This is a genomic window from Mangrovibacter sp. MFB070 (assembly GCF_000705335.1).
GTDB lineage: Bacteria > Pseudomonadota > Gammaproteobacteria > Enterobacterales > Enterobacteriaceae > Mangrovibacter > Mangrovibacter plantisponsor.
Genome location: NZ_JJMI01000044.1, coordinates 52097 through 66805, shown reverse-complemented (window position 1 = coordinate 66805; position 14709 = coordinate 52097). Strand labels below are relative to the sequence as shown.

The window sequence follows — 14709 nt, the reverse complement described above, 5'->3', positions numbered from 1 at the left end:
CGCCTGTAATATCTCAGCAAAAAACATCAAAAAGACAGACCAGGCACAGAACTTACAGCCACTCAGCACAACACAAAAAAACAGTTACTCGCAGCGAGAGTTGTGTCGCGTAAGACCGGTGAACCGGAGAAAGGAAGACAAGGTTATTCCGCCCGGATGGCGGAATAAGGCGAACCGAGGCAGGGATGCCGAGTCGAGCCGGCCGCAGGCTGACTGCCCGGAGGTGAACGCAGTGCGCAGCACCGGTCGCCAGCGAAAACGGGGATTGCAAAGGGGGCGAGCCCCCTTAGCCCGTTCACAGGCTGTGTAGCCACATTAACCACATCACTTCAGGTGAACGGAAACAACCACACTGCAGGTGAACGGAACTTTCGCCACACTGGCATCAGTGCAAAGTGAACAACACCATTCCCCCCACTTTTCAGACTCAAACTCACCGAATACCCCTAAATCATCCGCCAGGAAGTAATAAAAAGTCACAACAATGCAGTATAATCGGCAGGCTAAATGAGAATAATCAGGTGGGAAAAATAAAGCGTGAATTTGCGAGTTAGCCGGTCATTAACAATAAAACAAATGGCGATGGTGGCAAGCGTTGCCATATTTTTTATTGCTGTTTTTACGCTTGTCTTACTGTTCCATCTGGTACAGCAGCACCGGCATGATACTGTTATGCAAATGGAAAATATTGCCAGGTCTGTGCGCCAGCCATTGTCTGGGGCTATTCTCAGAGCAGATATTCCCGAGGCTGAGTCAATTCTTAAACATATAACTCCGTCTGGCATTATCAGCCGTGCCGATGTGGTATTACCTAATCGTTTTCAGGCATTAAGGGTAGTATTTCAGCCAGAAAAACCGGTACCTCTTTGGGTTGCCCGTGTTTTCGAATTGCCCGCACAAATTTCGCTGCCACTTTATTCGCTGGAACGCCCTGCAAACCCACAGCCTCTGGCCTATCTGGTAATACAGTCCGATTCCTGGCGAATGTATCGTTACATCATCAGCGTTATTTCAACACTGGTTACGACATTTTTGCTCTTGTCTCTGATGATGTCTGTCGCGGTGACCTGGTGTATTAACCGCCTGGTGGTGCACCCATTAAGGGATATCGCCAGTTCACTGGCCTCTGCTGCCGAATCTGAAGCGATAGAACATCAGTTGCCTGTACCTGCACTACACGCTGACGATGAAATCGGGTTGTTGGTTAAAACTTATAACCGTAACCAAACCCGGATAATACAACTCCATGAACATATGCACCGGCTTAGCACGCGTTTCCCGGTGAGCGAATTACCCAATAAAGACCTCTTTCTGGCGCTGCTGGAAAATGTAATGAGCGAATCTCGGCCGTGTTTTATTCTGGCTGTTTCCTGCCAGACACTGCAGGATTCTGATGGCGTATTGCATGAAGCCCAGCGAGAAGCGTTGTTGCTTATGCTGGTGGATAAACTTCGCAATGCGCTGGGGCAGCACGCCTTTCTTGCACAAATTAATGCCACGGATTTTGTTGCCCTGGTTCAGGGAGTGGATAAACCCTGGGTTGCGATGACATTAAGTAACCAGGTGCTGAACGCGCTGGGTGATTCGCTCAATCTCGGCCCCTTGCAGTTACGGCCTTCTGCCAGCATTGGTATTGCCATGCAAAAAGAAGGTGAGGATGACGCGCAGTTATTTTTCCAGCGAGCGGTGTCTGCCAGCCAAAGTGCGCGCCGTGCCGGGAAAAATCAGGTGGAGTTTTATGAACCCGGGCAGCACGCCATTGCGTTACAACGCCTGACTGAAGAAAACGATATTCTCAAGGCGATGGAAAACCGGCAGTTTGCTATTTGGCTGCAACCCCAGGTTGATATGCGTACCGGGGCTGTGCTGAGTGCGGAAGTCTTGTTGCGGATGCGCCAGCCTGATGGTAGCTGGGATTTACCCGAAGGCCTGATTGAGCGTATCGAAGCCTGTGGCCTGATGGTTAAAGTGGGGCGCTGGGTCATGGAGGAATCTCTGGCTCTGCTTGCACAATGGCAAAACCGTGGGGTTAATTTGCCATTGAGTGTGAATCTTTCCGCATTGCAATTGCTCGACAGCAATATGATCCCCAATATGTTGTCTTTGCTGCGTCACTACAAAATCCAGCCCGGCACTCTGATTCTTGAAATAACGGAAAGCCGCCGTATTGATGACCCGCAAGAAGCGGTAAATATTCTGCGTCCGCTGCATGATGCCGGGCTTCAGATTGCGCTGGATGATTTCGGTATGGGCTATGCCAGCCTGAATCATTTACATCACATTAAAGCTGTGCCTATTGATATCCTGAAAATTGACAAAGGATTTGTGAGCAGTTTGCCTGACGACAGCAACATGGTGTCCGTTATTCTCTCTCTGGCGAAGACGCTGGGTTTGAAAATCGTGGCTGAAGGTGTGGAAACGGAAATCCAGCGCAAGTGGCTGGAAGACGCAGGTGTTGCAGTAGGGCAAGGGTTCCTGTTTGGCAAAGCTGTTACTCCTGAGGTATTTTCCCGCGACTATCTGCCTGCTAACGACGCCCGCTAATTACTCTGCCTTGATTACGCTGCCGGTTATTCCGGCGGCCTGGTGTTCTTCTGGTAATAATGGCCTTCCCGGCGCCTTCCTGCCTTTCTTCTGCCTGGTTTCTTACTGCTGAAAATGTGCAGCAGGCCCTTATGTAACTATTGTTATTGCAATTGCGTTCTTGTCTTGTTGAATGTGTGATGCGTGTTAGTTTTTAAAATGTTTCTTAGGTGTTAATTTCCTGGTCAGTTTTCCATCCGTCATGCGGATTATATTTCAAGGACACCTTATGAAAACCTCGTTGTTTAAAAGCCTCTATTTTCAGGTCCTGGCCGCAATAGCCGTCGGGGTTATTCTGGGACACTTCTGGCCTGATCTGGGTGCGCAGATGAAACCTTTTGGTGATGCTTTTGTTAAATTAATCAAAATGATCATTGCCCCAGTTATCTTTTGTACTGTTGTTACAGGCATTGCCGGGATGGAAAGTATGAAATCCGTAGGCCGTACCGGCGCAGTGGCTTTGCTCTATTTTGAAGTGGTCAGTACCGTTGCATTAATCATCGGCCTGGTGGTGGTGAATATATTGCAGCCCGGTGCAGGTATGAATGTTGACCCGGCCACGCTGGATGCCAGTGCTGTTGCAGCCTGGACACAACAGGCAGAAAAAACCGGTGTAGTTCCTTTCTTACTGGATGTTATTCCCCACAGTGTGATTGGCGCATTCGCCAGCGGCAATATTTTACAGGTGTTATTATTTTCTGTGCTGTTTGGTTTTGCTTTGCATCGCCTGGGGCAAAAAGGCCAGTTAATTTTTAATGTGATTGAAAGTTTCTCTGGTGTCATTTTTGGCATTATCAATATGATTATGCGCCTGGCACCGATTGGTGCATTTGGGGCAATGGCATTTACTATTGGTAAATACGGTGTCGGGTCACTGTTGCAATTAGGGCAGTTGATTATCTGTTTTTATATCACTTGCCTGCTGTTTGTGTTTTTGGTTCTGGGAAGTATTGCCCGTTATACCGGGTTCAGCATCTTTAAATTTATCCGTTATATCAAAGAAGAACTGTTGATTGTTCTTGGTACGTCATCCTCTGAATCAGCATTGCCACGTATGCTGGATAAAATGGAAAAACTGGGATGCCGTAAATCTGTCGTCGGTCTGGTTATTCCTACCGGGTATTCCTTTAACCTCGATGGCACGGCTATTTACCTGACAATGGCAGCGGTATTTATCGCCCAGGCAACGAACAGCCATATGGATATTATGCACCAGATTACATTACTGGTTGTGTTGCTGTTGTCATCTAAAGGCGCAGCCGGTGTAACCGGTAGTGGCTTTATTGTTCTGGCCGCCACCATTTCAGCGGTGGGGCACTTACCCGTTGCAGGCCTGGCATTAATTTTGGGCATTGACCGTTTTATGTCGGAAGCCCGTGCACTGACCAACCTGGTTGGTAACGGCGTGGCAACCATTTTTGTGGCCAAACAAGTGAACGAACTGGATGAAAAACAACTCGTTGATGTGCTCTCTGGCGCAGCGAGTGATAAAAAATCCCAAAAAATTCCTTCCTGACCGGCTTAATTCCCCGCGGTGACTTGCCCTTGCCGCGGGCTCTTGCGCATAATTGGCTTTTAATTTCACATCATTGCGTGACGTTTGGCCTTTTTTGCTGTCTAAGCAACATGCCTGAACGTTATGTCTGGATGGCACAGGCCATCAGTGTTTTTTTACCAGGAATGTTGAGCAGGGGTATACATGCAGGGCAACAGAATTCGACTTTTAGCCAGTGGGTTGTTGATGCTGACAGCCTCTGGTTTTGCGCAGGCGGATGCACTACAGCCCGATCCCGCATGGCAGGAAGGGAAGCTGCCTAATGGCCTGAAATGGCAAATTCTTCAAACTCCGCAGCGCCCCAGTGACCGCATTGAGATTCGCCTGTCAGTAAACACAGGTTCTCTGGCAGAAACCGCTCAGCAGAGTGGTTTCACTGCATTTATTCCGCGTATTGCGCTGACGCAGAGCGGCAGCCTGCCAGCACTTCAGGCCCGGTCTTTATGGCAGCAAAGTATTGATCCGAATCGTCCCGCGCCCCCCGCGTTGGTGTCGTATAACTTTACTATGTACGACATGAGCCTGCCGAATAACCGTGACGATTTGTTGAAAGAAGCGTTGTCCTGGCTGGCTGATGCCAGCGGTAAACTGGCGATTACACAGGAAAGTATTGATAAAGCGCTGTCGACAGAAGATATGGTGAAAACCTGGCCGGCTAACCCGCAGGACGCATGGTGGCGCTACCGCTTGCAGGGCTCTGCAATGCTGGCTCATGCTCCCGGCACCTCGCTGGCACAGCCTGTTGATATGTCTGCGTTAAAAGCTTTTTACGCAAAATGGTACACCCCAGATGCCATGACACTGATAATTGTCGGCAATATTGACAGCCGCAGTGTGTCTGAGCAAATTGCCAAAATTTTTGGCCCTCTCACTGGCAAACGTACGGCACCGGCTACGCTCCCGACATTACAGCCGCTGAAGTCTGATGCTGTAAGCCTGATAAGTAACCACCTGCAGCAAGACCGGCTTTCTGTCATGTGGGATACCCCCTGGGAACCTATTCGTGATTCGGCGGCGCTGCTCCATTACTGGCGTGCTGACCTGGCCCGTGAAGCGCTTTTCTGGCATGTTCAGCAGGCCATGGAAAAGCGTAAAGTGAAAGATACAGGCCTTGGCTTTGACTGCCGTGTGCTCTATCAACGCGCCCAGTGTGGGCTTAATCTGGACTCACCGGGTGCCACGCTGGATAAAAACATGGCGCTTTTGAGTGAAGAGCTGGCGAATGTCCGGGAAAAAGGGTTACCACAAGAAAGTGTGGATGCGCTAATAGAACAGAAACGCAAAGAGTTGCAAACGTTGTTTGCCACCTACGCCCGTACTGATACCGGGGTGCTGATGAATCAGCGGCTTCGTTCACTGCAAAACCAGGTGGTGGATATTGCGCCTGAGCAGTATCAAAAACTGCGCGAAGATTTTCTCGGGTCAGTGACTATTGCTGAAATTAATCAGGAGCTGCACCAGATGCTCTCGCAGGGTACGGCACTGGTATTGCTGCAGCCGCAGGGTGAGGCCGAGGTTAACCCGAAAACGCTACGCGAAATCTGGGGTAAGCATATGCCAGTTGAAGTCCCTGCTTCGCCTGTAGCTCCAGATGCGCCAGAAACACCGGCGGCATCCGGCTCGGGCAATACATCGGGGAAGTGAACCAGCTTTAACAGCAAAGTTCAGGCAAGAAAGACGTGCTGCAGAGAACGGCTGGAAAGGCAAATATAGAAATACTCTCCCGGAGGCCCGGGAGAGTTTGCCGGAATCAGTCAGGCATTGCTTCGCGAGGGATAATCGCTCCGCGGTACTGAATAACCGTACTGGCTGTCAGGTGGCCGCGTTTTGCTGCATCTTCTGCACTGGCTCCGGTGAGGCGAACCGCCAGGTAGCCTGCGCTGAAGGAGTCGCCTGCTGCAGTGGTATCAACCACTTTGTCTTTGGGGAGTTTCACGGCCGGAACATTAATTGTTGCCTGCCCCTGAATAGCGACCAGACAACTGTCGGCACCACGTTTAATCACAACTTCACGTACACCAGCCGCCTGAGTGCGGTGAATCACTTCCTCTACAGGTTTTTCACCCCATAAAGCGTCTTCATCGTCCAGAGTCAGGAAGGCAATGTCTGTACAGGTCAGCATTTGGTGATAAACCTGCTGAGTCTCTTCTTTGCTGCGCCATAAACGTGGGCGATAGTTATTATCAAAAATAACTTTCCCACCGTTTTCACGGCACTGGCGTAACAGGTTCAGCAATTTTTCACGGCTTTCCGGGCTAAGGATTGCAAGACTGATACCGCTCAGGTACAGGTAGTCGAACTGTGCCAGTTGCTGGCAAATGGTATCTGCCTGGTCGCTCTCCAGCCAGTAACGGGCTGCGGCTTCGTTGCGCCAGTAGTAAAACGTACGCTCGCCAGTGTCATCGGTTTCGATGTAATAAAGCCCTGGCAGGCGGTTTTCCATTTGTTGTATCAGACTCGTTTGTACATTTTCCTGCTGCCATGCATTCAGCATTTGCTGACTGAAACTGTCTGTACCCAGAGCAGTGATGTAGTGTACTGACAACGCAGACTCATCAACCTGACGGGCAATATAAACAGACGTGTTCAGGGTGTCGCCGCCAAAACCGCGATGAACATCTGCGCCTTTTTGCGACAACTCAATCATACATTCGCCAATAACGGCAATTTTTGGGGTCGGCATAATTCTGGAACCTGATTGGAGGGACTGCCTTTAGTGTGCGGCCCGATTGAAAATCAGTCAAACGTTTTAAAACGACGTTTCGATAAAAATTTGACATCGCACAGTATTGGGGCTACCGCGCATGCGTGCCCTGCGTCACTTGCCTGGAAAACGCGCGTAAAGTTATCCCGCGCTCCGCCGATAACCGAGTGACAAGGCTCTGCCTTTATACTCGTCTATACAGGATGTCATTAACAATGAATTTAAAGCAAATCACCCACCGGCTGTATACGCCTGAAGCGAATATAGAAAGCGGACAGGCTCAACGCTTGTGGTCGGCGTGTGAACGTGCTTACACTTTTCAGCCGATCTACCGGACTTCCGGGAGGTTGATGGCGGTCGAAATGTTAACGGCAATCACTGACCGGGAAGATGCATCAAGGCGTGTGCCGCCGGATCACTATTTTGCTGCAATTACCACAGCACAACGAGTTGAAGTCGTGCGGGAACAGCTCAGCCTGTTGGAACATCTGGAGAGCCTTTTCCTGCGATTTAATATTCTGGCTTCAGTTAACATCGACGGGCCAACCTTGCTGGCTATTCGCCAGGAGCCCGCTATGCTGGCGCGTATCGCCCGCCTGCCGTGGATTCGCTTTGAGCTGGTCGAACATATTCGTTTACCCAGCAATGCCTCTCTGGCCGGTATGCCGGAGTTTGGCCCTCTGTGGCTGGATGATTTTGGTACGGGCATGGCAAACTTCTCTTCGCTCAGTGAAGTGCGTTACGACTACATTAAAGTGGCGCGTGAGCTGTTCATTATGCTGCGCAAAACAGCTGAAGGGCGCAATCTGTTCACCCTCTTACTGCAACTGATGAATCGTTATTGTAATGGTGTGATTGTTGAAGGCGTGGAAACAGCAGAGGAGTGGCGGGCAGTACAGGCTTCTCCGGCGATGGCCGCGCAAGGCTATTTCCTTTCCCGGCCTCAACCTTTCAATAACCTGGAACATGTTTTACTACAGCTGGTCTGATTCAGCCGCAGCGTGAAGCTTGCTGCGGCTGTTAGCCAGCTTATTTATCAGAGTGACTGGTGACGAGTTTCTTTGGTGAGGAGCAGTGCAATCAGTGTCAGAACGGCCATGGTCGCCAGGTAGAAACCGACATACAACAAACCATAGTTAGCCTGTAACCAGGTGGCAATATAAGGTGCTACCGATGCGCCAAGAATAGAAGAAACGTTATAGGAGAAAGATGCCCCGGTATAACGTACTTCTGTTGGAAACAGCTCAGGCAGTAATGCCCCCATCGGCCCAAAAGTTAACCCCATCAGGCTCAGCCCAAGGAACAAATACAGCATTACCAGTGATTCGTTGCCAGAGCCCAGAAGTTTCGGGAATACAAACAGCGCAAACAGAATTATCAGGCTGGTTATGACAATCATGCTGTTCCGGCGCCCGTATTTATCTGCAATGATCCCGGCAACAGGAATCATCAGCCCGAAACCAATTACCGCCATCATCAGCATCCACAACACGTCATTGCGTGGGAAGCCAAGTCCTGCAGGCACTGGCGAAGTGCTGAATGTCATTGAATACACTGTCATGATGTAAAACAGCGTGTAGGTTGCCAGCATGATGAACGTGCCAAGAATCGTCGCCTTGAGGTGTTTGCTCAACAGGCGCCCCAGCGGCACTTTCACTTGTTTCCCGGCCTTGGCAATTTTTGTGAATACTGGCGTTTCATGCAATGAAACACGCACATACAGGCCAATCAGCACCAGTACAGCCGAGAAGATAAACGGAATACGCCAGCCCCACGCCATAAATTGCTCATTGGTGAGCAACCAGGAAAGCAGCAGGAAAGTGCCGTTGGCAAAAAAGAAGCCAATTGGCGCACCTAACTGGGGGAAAGAACCATAAAGTGCACGTTTTTTCGCCGGTGCGTTTTCTGTCGCCAGTAGTGCGGCTCCACCCCATTCACCACCGAGCCCCAGGCCTTGCCCAAAGCGCGCTAAAGCAAGCAGCAGCGGTGCCATCACGCCAATGCTGGCATAGCTGGGCAACAGGCCAATGAGCACAGTAGAAATACCCATAGTCAGTAGCGATGCAACCAGCGTTGCTTTACGGCCAACACGGTCACCAAAGTGGCCAAACAGTGCGGAACCAATAGGGCGGGCAATAAACGCAATAGCAAAGGTTGCCAGTGATTGTAGTGTTGCCGCGGTTGGGTCGCCCTGCGGAAAGAAGATATGTGGGAAGACAATAACGGCTGCGGTGGCATAAATATAGAAATCAAAAAATTCGATTGCAGTGCCAATAAGTGATGCAATTACCACTTTGCCGCGTGAGTTAACCGGAGTCTCCTGATTTTCAGTATCGATAGTTGTTGTGACGGAAGCTTGCATAATTTTTTCTTATTTACGACGTGTGGACAGCAATATTAGGCACAGCAAAAGTGACATTTCAACGGCGCAAAGGTAGCTCTGCTGGTGAAAAAACAGGCGAAAAGTGGATAATGTTTATGCTGGGAAGAAAACTTATGTTACATGCTTTTCAATTTGTAAAAAATAGAATAAAAAACTGGATTTTGGTTAAATAAAAGTTACGGACTGGTGTTATATGCTATTTATCTGTCATTCCGCCATTTATTGCTAAAAATGGCGGGAAAGGCAGCATTAATTTCGTGATTTGCCTGGCATTTGAGGATCATCTTTGTATTGTGCTGTGGCTATCCATGCGGCACAGAACAGCGTAAGGCGGGCAAAGAAGTAAAAGAACGCCATTAAACCCAGCACGGAGCCAAAGGCTGCACCGGAAGGCGAACTGACCAGTTTCGGCAAGGTATAGGTCATAATAATCTTCAGCACTTCAAAACCGACCGCGGCGATGAGGGTACCGCGAATTAACGCCTTACGGCGTGGGCGGTGGCGGGGTAATCGCCAGAATATCCAGAAAAATAACAAGTAGTTGGCGAAAATTGAAATAGCCAGCCCAATCATGTGCCAGGCGGGTTTCAGCCAGGTCAGTGCATCCAGGTGCAGCAGGCGAATGATCAGCGTTTGGGCCGAGCCGGCAACAGAGGTAATAAACAGCGTGACCACCAGAGCAATAATCAACCCTGTCAGTGCCGTGAAGTCGCGTAAATATTTCACCCAAATTTTTTCTTTGTCCTGAGGATTACGTTCCCAGACATCCCGTGACTGAGCCCTTACCGCTTCCCTCAGGTTGCCCATCCAGTTGATTCCGGAATAAAGCGCAATCAACAACCCAACCAGGCCCACGGTTGTGCGCTGTTGTACGGCGGTGTTGATAGTGCTTTTCAGTGTACTTGCCAGGGTGGGATCACTGACATTATTGAGGATGCGGGTAAAAATATCCTCCAGCAGTGTGGGGTGTGACGCCAGTACATACCCGGCAACAGCAAACGACACCATTAATACCGGAATCAGTGATAAAAATGAAAAGTAGGTGATGGCAGCGCCAAACTGGTTGCCCATACGGTCATTAAAACGCTCTGCCGCGCGCAGTAAGTGTGCCACCACCGGGTTACGGCTTGCCTGGTTTACTGCCGACATCGCTTTATCTACCGCACCGTTCGCCGCGCGGGTGGAGGATGATTGCTGAGATGAGTCGCCGGTATTTGGGCGGTTTTCCGGTACAGACATGCGTTTCCCTTCAATTAATAGCTGAATGCGTGAGCCCGGCCGGTCGGGCTCATTGGTTGTAGTATAGCTCAGGGCTGTTCCAGATAACTTTTCACAACTTCGTTTAACCAGTTCATAAACAAGTGTACCCGGCGTGAAAGGTTGCGCCGGTGCGGGTAAATCAGGGATACAGGCATGGGTTCTGCCCGGTATTGTGGAAGAATCTCAATTAATTTCCCCTGGCGTAAAAACTCTCTTACCCCTACGCGCGGAACCTGAATGATGCCCAGGCCCGCCAGGCAGGCATCTTTATATGCCTGGGTGCTGTTTACCGTCAGAATACCGCCCGTCTTGACCTGATGTGACTGCTTGTCGTCAACGTATTCAAACCCTGTGGGGCGTGTGCCCAGATTCACTGTGTAATGAATCAATGCATGGTTGCTCAAGTCTTCAAGCGTTGAAGGGTAGCCAAAACGTGCCAGGTAATCCGGGCTGGCACAGTTAACAACCACCATTTTTCCCAGTGGGCGCGCAACCAGCCCTGAATCCTTTAGCCCGCCAACCCGTAACACGCAATCGAACCCTTCACGAATAACATCCACCAGGCGGTCGCTGCTGCTGAGCTCCAGCTCAATACCGGGGTATTGTTGTAAAAATACCGGCAGGCGGGGAATCACCACTTTACTGGCGATATCTACGGGCAAATCTACGCGCAAGCGCCCGCTAATACTGCGCGGGTCATGCTGAAACATGCCATCCATTTCATCAAGGTTCGCCAGAACATCCCGGCAACGTTCGTAGTAAACCATGCCGTCCTGGGTAAGGCTGACACGACGTGTTGTGCGGTGCAGCAATTGGGTGCCCAGTTGATTTTCCAGCGCCTGAATCTGGCGGGACACGCTACCTTTGGGCAAACCCAGAGTGTCTGCGGCACGGGTAAAACTCTCGAGTTCCGCAACCCGCAGGAACAATTGCATTGCGTGAATTTTATCCATGTTTTTGCTCTATTGTTGTTATAAATGAAACAGTGATGTGTATTTCGTTACATTTATTGTTTTTATAGCAGCTAATAAGCTGTATTTCGACACCACAACAGACAAAGATGAGGTTTATGATGACACAACGTATTGCTTTGATAACCGGTGGGAGCCGTGGGCTGGGGAAAAATGCTGCGCTGAAGCTTGCCAGTGCCGGAATTGATATTATTTTTACCTGGCATAGCAACCAACAGGCGGCAGAGGAAACTTTGCGGGAGATAGCCGAAAAAGGCGTCAAAGTTAAAGCTATTCAGTTAGATGTTGGCCAAAGTTCTCAATTCCCTGCCTTTGTGGAAACCCTGACAGAGGCACTGCATTCACAATGGCAGTGCTCACAGATTGATTATTTAATCAACAATGCCGGAACTGGCAGCAGTGCGCCTTTTGGCGAGTTTACTGAGGCTGTTTTTGATGGGTTGATGGCACTCCATTTGAAAGGGCCATTTTTCCTGAGCCAGGCGCTGTTACCGGTTATTCGCGATGGTGGCGCTATTCTGAATGTTTCCAGTGGGCTGGCGCGTTTTTCCGTACCGGGTTATTCCGCTTATGCCACCATGAAAGGCGGGATAGAAGTGCTGACCCGCTATATGGCAAAAGAGCTGGGGCCGCGTCGTATTCGTGTTAACTGCATTGCCCCCGGTGCGATTGAAACCGACTTTGAAGGTGGTAATGTGCGTGATAACAGCAATATGAACCAGTTTATTGCCAGCCAGACGGCTCTGGGCCGGGTGGGTTTGCCAGATGATATCGGTGATGCAATTGTTGCTTTATTGAGCGACTCTCTGGCCTGGATGACAGCGCAGCGTGTTGAAGTATCTGGCGGCATGTTCCTGTAATTCAGGGTGTTGCCCTCTGGTAAAATACTCAGAGGGCGGCCTCCCGCGCCAGCAACCCAAACAACCAGTCATCACGCCATTCTCCACCCAGCCAGTAACTTTCCCGCCGTGTTCCTTCCAGGCAAAAACCTGCCTTTTCTAACAACGCCCGGCTCCCCTGATTACCCGCGGTAACCGTTGCGGTTAACTTATGTAACCCGAGGGTGGTAAACCCGTATTTCACCACCGCCTGGAGCGATTCATAGCCATAACCCTGCCTGTGCCAGTCCGGGCTGAGCATAAAACCTACTTCAGCCTGTGCGTTTCCGTCAGGTAAAAAACCAGTAAGCCCAACAGGTACTCCTGAGGCGCGCTGCATAATAACAAGGCACAACCAGTGCTGGCTTCCCGGTTGCCAGTGTGGCAACCGGGTGTCAAAACCAGCCCGGGCAGCCTCTTCATTCCGGGGATCGCTAATAAATTTCATAACCGCCGGGTTAGATTGCAGGGACAAGTAAAATGGCCAGTCGGCAGCACTGAGTTGCCGCATTACCAGCCGGGGAGTTGTGAGAACCAGCGTGTCAGGATACGAGCCCGGCATAGCAAATGTGCCTTTTCCCAGAAGATTTGTGGAATACATTAACTTTCTTCTCCCATGTTTCTGGAGCGATTTCAACACCGCGCCGTTTTACTTGTCGCAAATAGTGTTCCTGACCCCACAGTTTTTCCGTTTGACGCTGAATAAACCTGAATAAATACCGATAACTATTATTTAAGCCTGTCTTGGGCCACGGTTTTATACACTAAGGACGATTATGACAACCCCATCCCCGCAAGCGCTGAAAGACACACTGGCTCACTGCCTGGCAATCTCTGACGAAGCGTCGGTACAAATCCTCGCTTTGCTGAATTACAAGCCATTGGCGGGGAGTGGCCCTGAATGGTTCTTTGAACAGCTTGAACAGGCCCGCGCCAGCCTGGGCAGTTGGGCGGAAATCGGTAAGCGCCTGAAGCTTAACGATGCCGGGATGTCACAGTTCACACTACTGCTGCGTCACTTCCAGCAGTTGGTACCCACCAATGAAAGTGCGCAATCGGCTACGCCACACCAGGTTATTGCCGCTCTGCGTTATGTTTCCTGGCTGGAGAAAATGCGCGAGAAACAGCCCGCATTGAAATGGACCGCGTCATTGCCTGCCAGCGACGCAGAAACCCAGTTTCAGGGAAAAGCGCAGATTCGTGCTGTGGAACTGATGCTGCGCCAGCTCATCAGCCGAGCCTGGCCGGACAAAGCTAAACTCTCCACGCACCTGACGACTTTACTGGGTGTAAGTGCCGTGAAACGCAGCCAGTCACAGGGCGATAAAGGTGACATTATCAGTGGCCTGATGTTCAGCGAACTGGCGTCTGTGCTGGTGGATAAACGGGAATTCAACCGGTTTTATGCCCCGGTTTTTAATGCGTCCTCCCAGGGGTTTTTGGTGGACCAGCGCAAAACATTGCAGGCATTTCTTGATGAAATCCGCCTGATGCGCAACCAGGTAGTTGCCCGCCAGCCTTTGTCTGCTGTCCAGCTTGCCTTGCTGGAAAATTATGTTGGCGAAATCACTGAACCGGTACAGAAAGCATACCGGGAAGGCCGCACTAAAGTTGACCCTTCAGCTTTTCAGCATGCCGACCCGGCAGAGCTTGGGCAGTTCTTCCAAAAAAACGGTACCGATACCGGTGCGGTGCAGGACAGCCTGCAAAAAGAACAATACAAAGCCCCGGATGTGGCATCTGAACCGGTCAATTTGCTGGCGACTGTGTTGTGGTCTGCTGTGGGCGTAGCTCTGGTGGCAATACTCGGTGTGGGTATTTTTCTGCTTACCCATCTTAATCGTGATAACCAGAACGACGGCAAGCTGATGGGCGAACGTTATGTAGGATTTATGAAAAATGCACCTTCTGGCGATGTCACCGGCCCGCGCCTGGAGCTAAAACACCAGGGTATAGACTGGACCCCGGAAAACTTTCGTTCGGCAATTGTGCGCGGTGACCGCAAAGTGGTGCGGCAGTTCCTTGAAGGCGGTATGACCTGGCAGGCTTCATGGGCTGAGCAACCACTGGCAAAAGACCAGCGTGACATGCTGGAACTGTTAATTAACTTTCGTTCCCAGATGGATGAACCGGAACCTTGCCGCCGGATGATTAGCACTATCAGTGATGCAATGGCGCGTGGGGAATCACTAACCTCTATGCGTAAAACCTTCCTGGAAACCTTCTGCTGGCAAAATGATGTTGTTGAACAGGAGCATCAGGCATGGCTTCAGGCACTGCAGCGCGAAAGATCTGGCGCTGGTGGTGCTGTTAAGTGGTCAGATATTCATGAGCAAATTTACGACACCATTCGGTAATCTTCATTCTTTGGCGGG

11 protein-coding genes are annotated in these 14709 nt (G+C 50.4%); 6 read left to right on the top strand and 5 right to left on the bottom strand.

Going from position 1 to position 14709, the window contains the following annotated elements; all coding sequences use genetic code 11:
- The first annotated feature begins 543 nt into the window (after window positions 1–543).
- From hmsP to DT73_RS20555, 3 genes are all read left to right on the top strand, one after another.
- Window positions 544–2544, top strand: a complete 2001-nt coding sequence (hmsP, locus tag DT73_RS20565; RefSeq protein ID WP_036114402.1) for a biofilm formation regulator HmsP — start codon at window positions 544–546, stop codon at window positions 2542–2544.
- A 268-nt stretch (window positions 2545–2812) separates the two neighbouring features.
- Window positions 2813–4099 carry a dicarboxylate/amino acid:cation symporter gene (locus DT73_RS20560; protein WP_036114379.1) on the top strand — a complete coding sequence of 429 codons (1287 nt, stop codon included), beginning with the start codon at window positions 2813–2815 and terminating at the stop codon, window positions 4097–4099.
- A gap of 183 nt (window positions 4100–4282) precedes the next feature.
- Window positions 4283–5782, top strand: a complete 1500-nt coding sequence (locus DT73_RS20555; RefSeq protein ID WP_036114377.1) for a pitrilysin family protein — start codon at window positions 4283–4285, stop codon at window positions 5780–5782.
- Window positions 5783–5888: 106 nt separating this feature from the next.
- On the opposite strand, the gene DT73_RS20550 is transcribed toward DT73_RS20555, so the two are convergent.
- The gene (locus DT73_RS20550; RefSeq protein ID WP_036114374.1) at window positions 5889–6821 is read right to left on the bottom strand and encodes a sugar kinase; all 933 of its coding nucleotides are present in this window, start codon (window positions 6819–6821) and stop codon (window positions 5889–5891) included.
- A 236-nt stretch (window positions 6822–7057) separates the two neighbouring features.
- Here DT73_RS20550 and pdeH point away from each other — a divergent pair, with 236 nt between their 5' ends.
- The gene (gene pdeH / locus DT73_RS20545; protein WP_036114370.1) at window positions 7058–7831 is read left to right on the top strand and encodes a cyclic-guanylate-specific phosphodiesterase; all 774 of its coding nucleotides are present in this window, start codon (window positions 7058–7060) and stop codon (window positions 7829–7831) included.
- A 47-nt stretch (window positions 7832–7878) separates the two neighbouring features.
- On the opposite strand, the gene DT73_RS20540 is transcribed toward pdeH, so the two are convergent.
- The 3 genes from DT73_RS20540 to DT73_RS20530 all read right to left on the bottom strand — a co-directional run bounded on the left by DT73_RS20540 (window position 7879) and on the right by DT73_RS20530 (window position 11438).
- The gene (locus DT73_RS20540; RefSeq protein ID WP_036114367.1) at window positions 7879–9204 is read right to left on the bottom strand and encodes an MFS transporter; all 1326 of its coding nucleotides are present in this window, start codon (window positions 9202–9204) and stop codon (window positions 7879–7881) included.
- A gap of 270 nt (window positions 9205–9474) precedes the next feature.
- Window positions 9475–10464 carry an inner membrane protein YhjD gene (gene yhjD, locus DT73_RS20535; RefSeq protein WP_051691491.1) on the bottom strand — a complete coding sequence of 330 codons (990 nt, stop codon included), beginning with the start codon at window positions 10462–10464 and terminating at the stop codon, window positions 9475–9477.
- 68 nt (window positions 10465–10532) lie between these two features.
- Window positions 10533–11438, bottom strand: a complete 906-nt coding sequence (locus DT73_RS20530; RefSeq protein ID WP_036114364.1) for a LysR family transcriptional regulator — start codon at window positions 11436–11438, stop codon at window positions 10533–10535.
- 119 nt (window positions 11439–11557) lie between these two features.
- Between DT73_RS20530 and DT73_RS20525 the strand changes: the two genes are divergently transcribed.
- On the top strand, window positions 11558–12316 hold the full coding sequence (locus DT73_RS20525; protein ID WP_036114396.1) for an SDR family NAD(P)-dependent oxidoreductase: 759 nt from the start codon (window positions 11558–11560) through the stop codon (window positions 12314–12316).
- 28 nt (window positions 12317–12344) lie between these two features.
- On the opposite strand, the gene DT73_RS20520 is transcribed toward DT73_RS20525, so the two are convergent.
- Window positions 12345–12896, bottom strand: a complete 552-nt coding sequence (locus DT73_RS20520) for a GNAT family N-acetyltransferase (RefSeq protein WP_036114393.1) — start codon at window positions 12894–12896, stop codon at window positions 12345–12347.
- A 214-nt stretch (window positions 12897–13110) separates the two neighbouring features.
- On the opposite strand from DT73_RS20520, the gene DT73_RS20515 reads away from it, so the two are divergent.
- Window positions 13111–14691: an STY4199 family HEPN domain-containing protein gene (locus DT73_RS20515; protein WP_036114361.1), complete on the top strand. Its 1581-nt coding sequence runs from the start codon at window positions 13111–13113 to the stop codon at window positions 14689–14691.
- The last annotated feature ends 18 nt before the right edge of the window (window positions 14692–14709 follow it).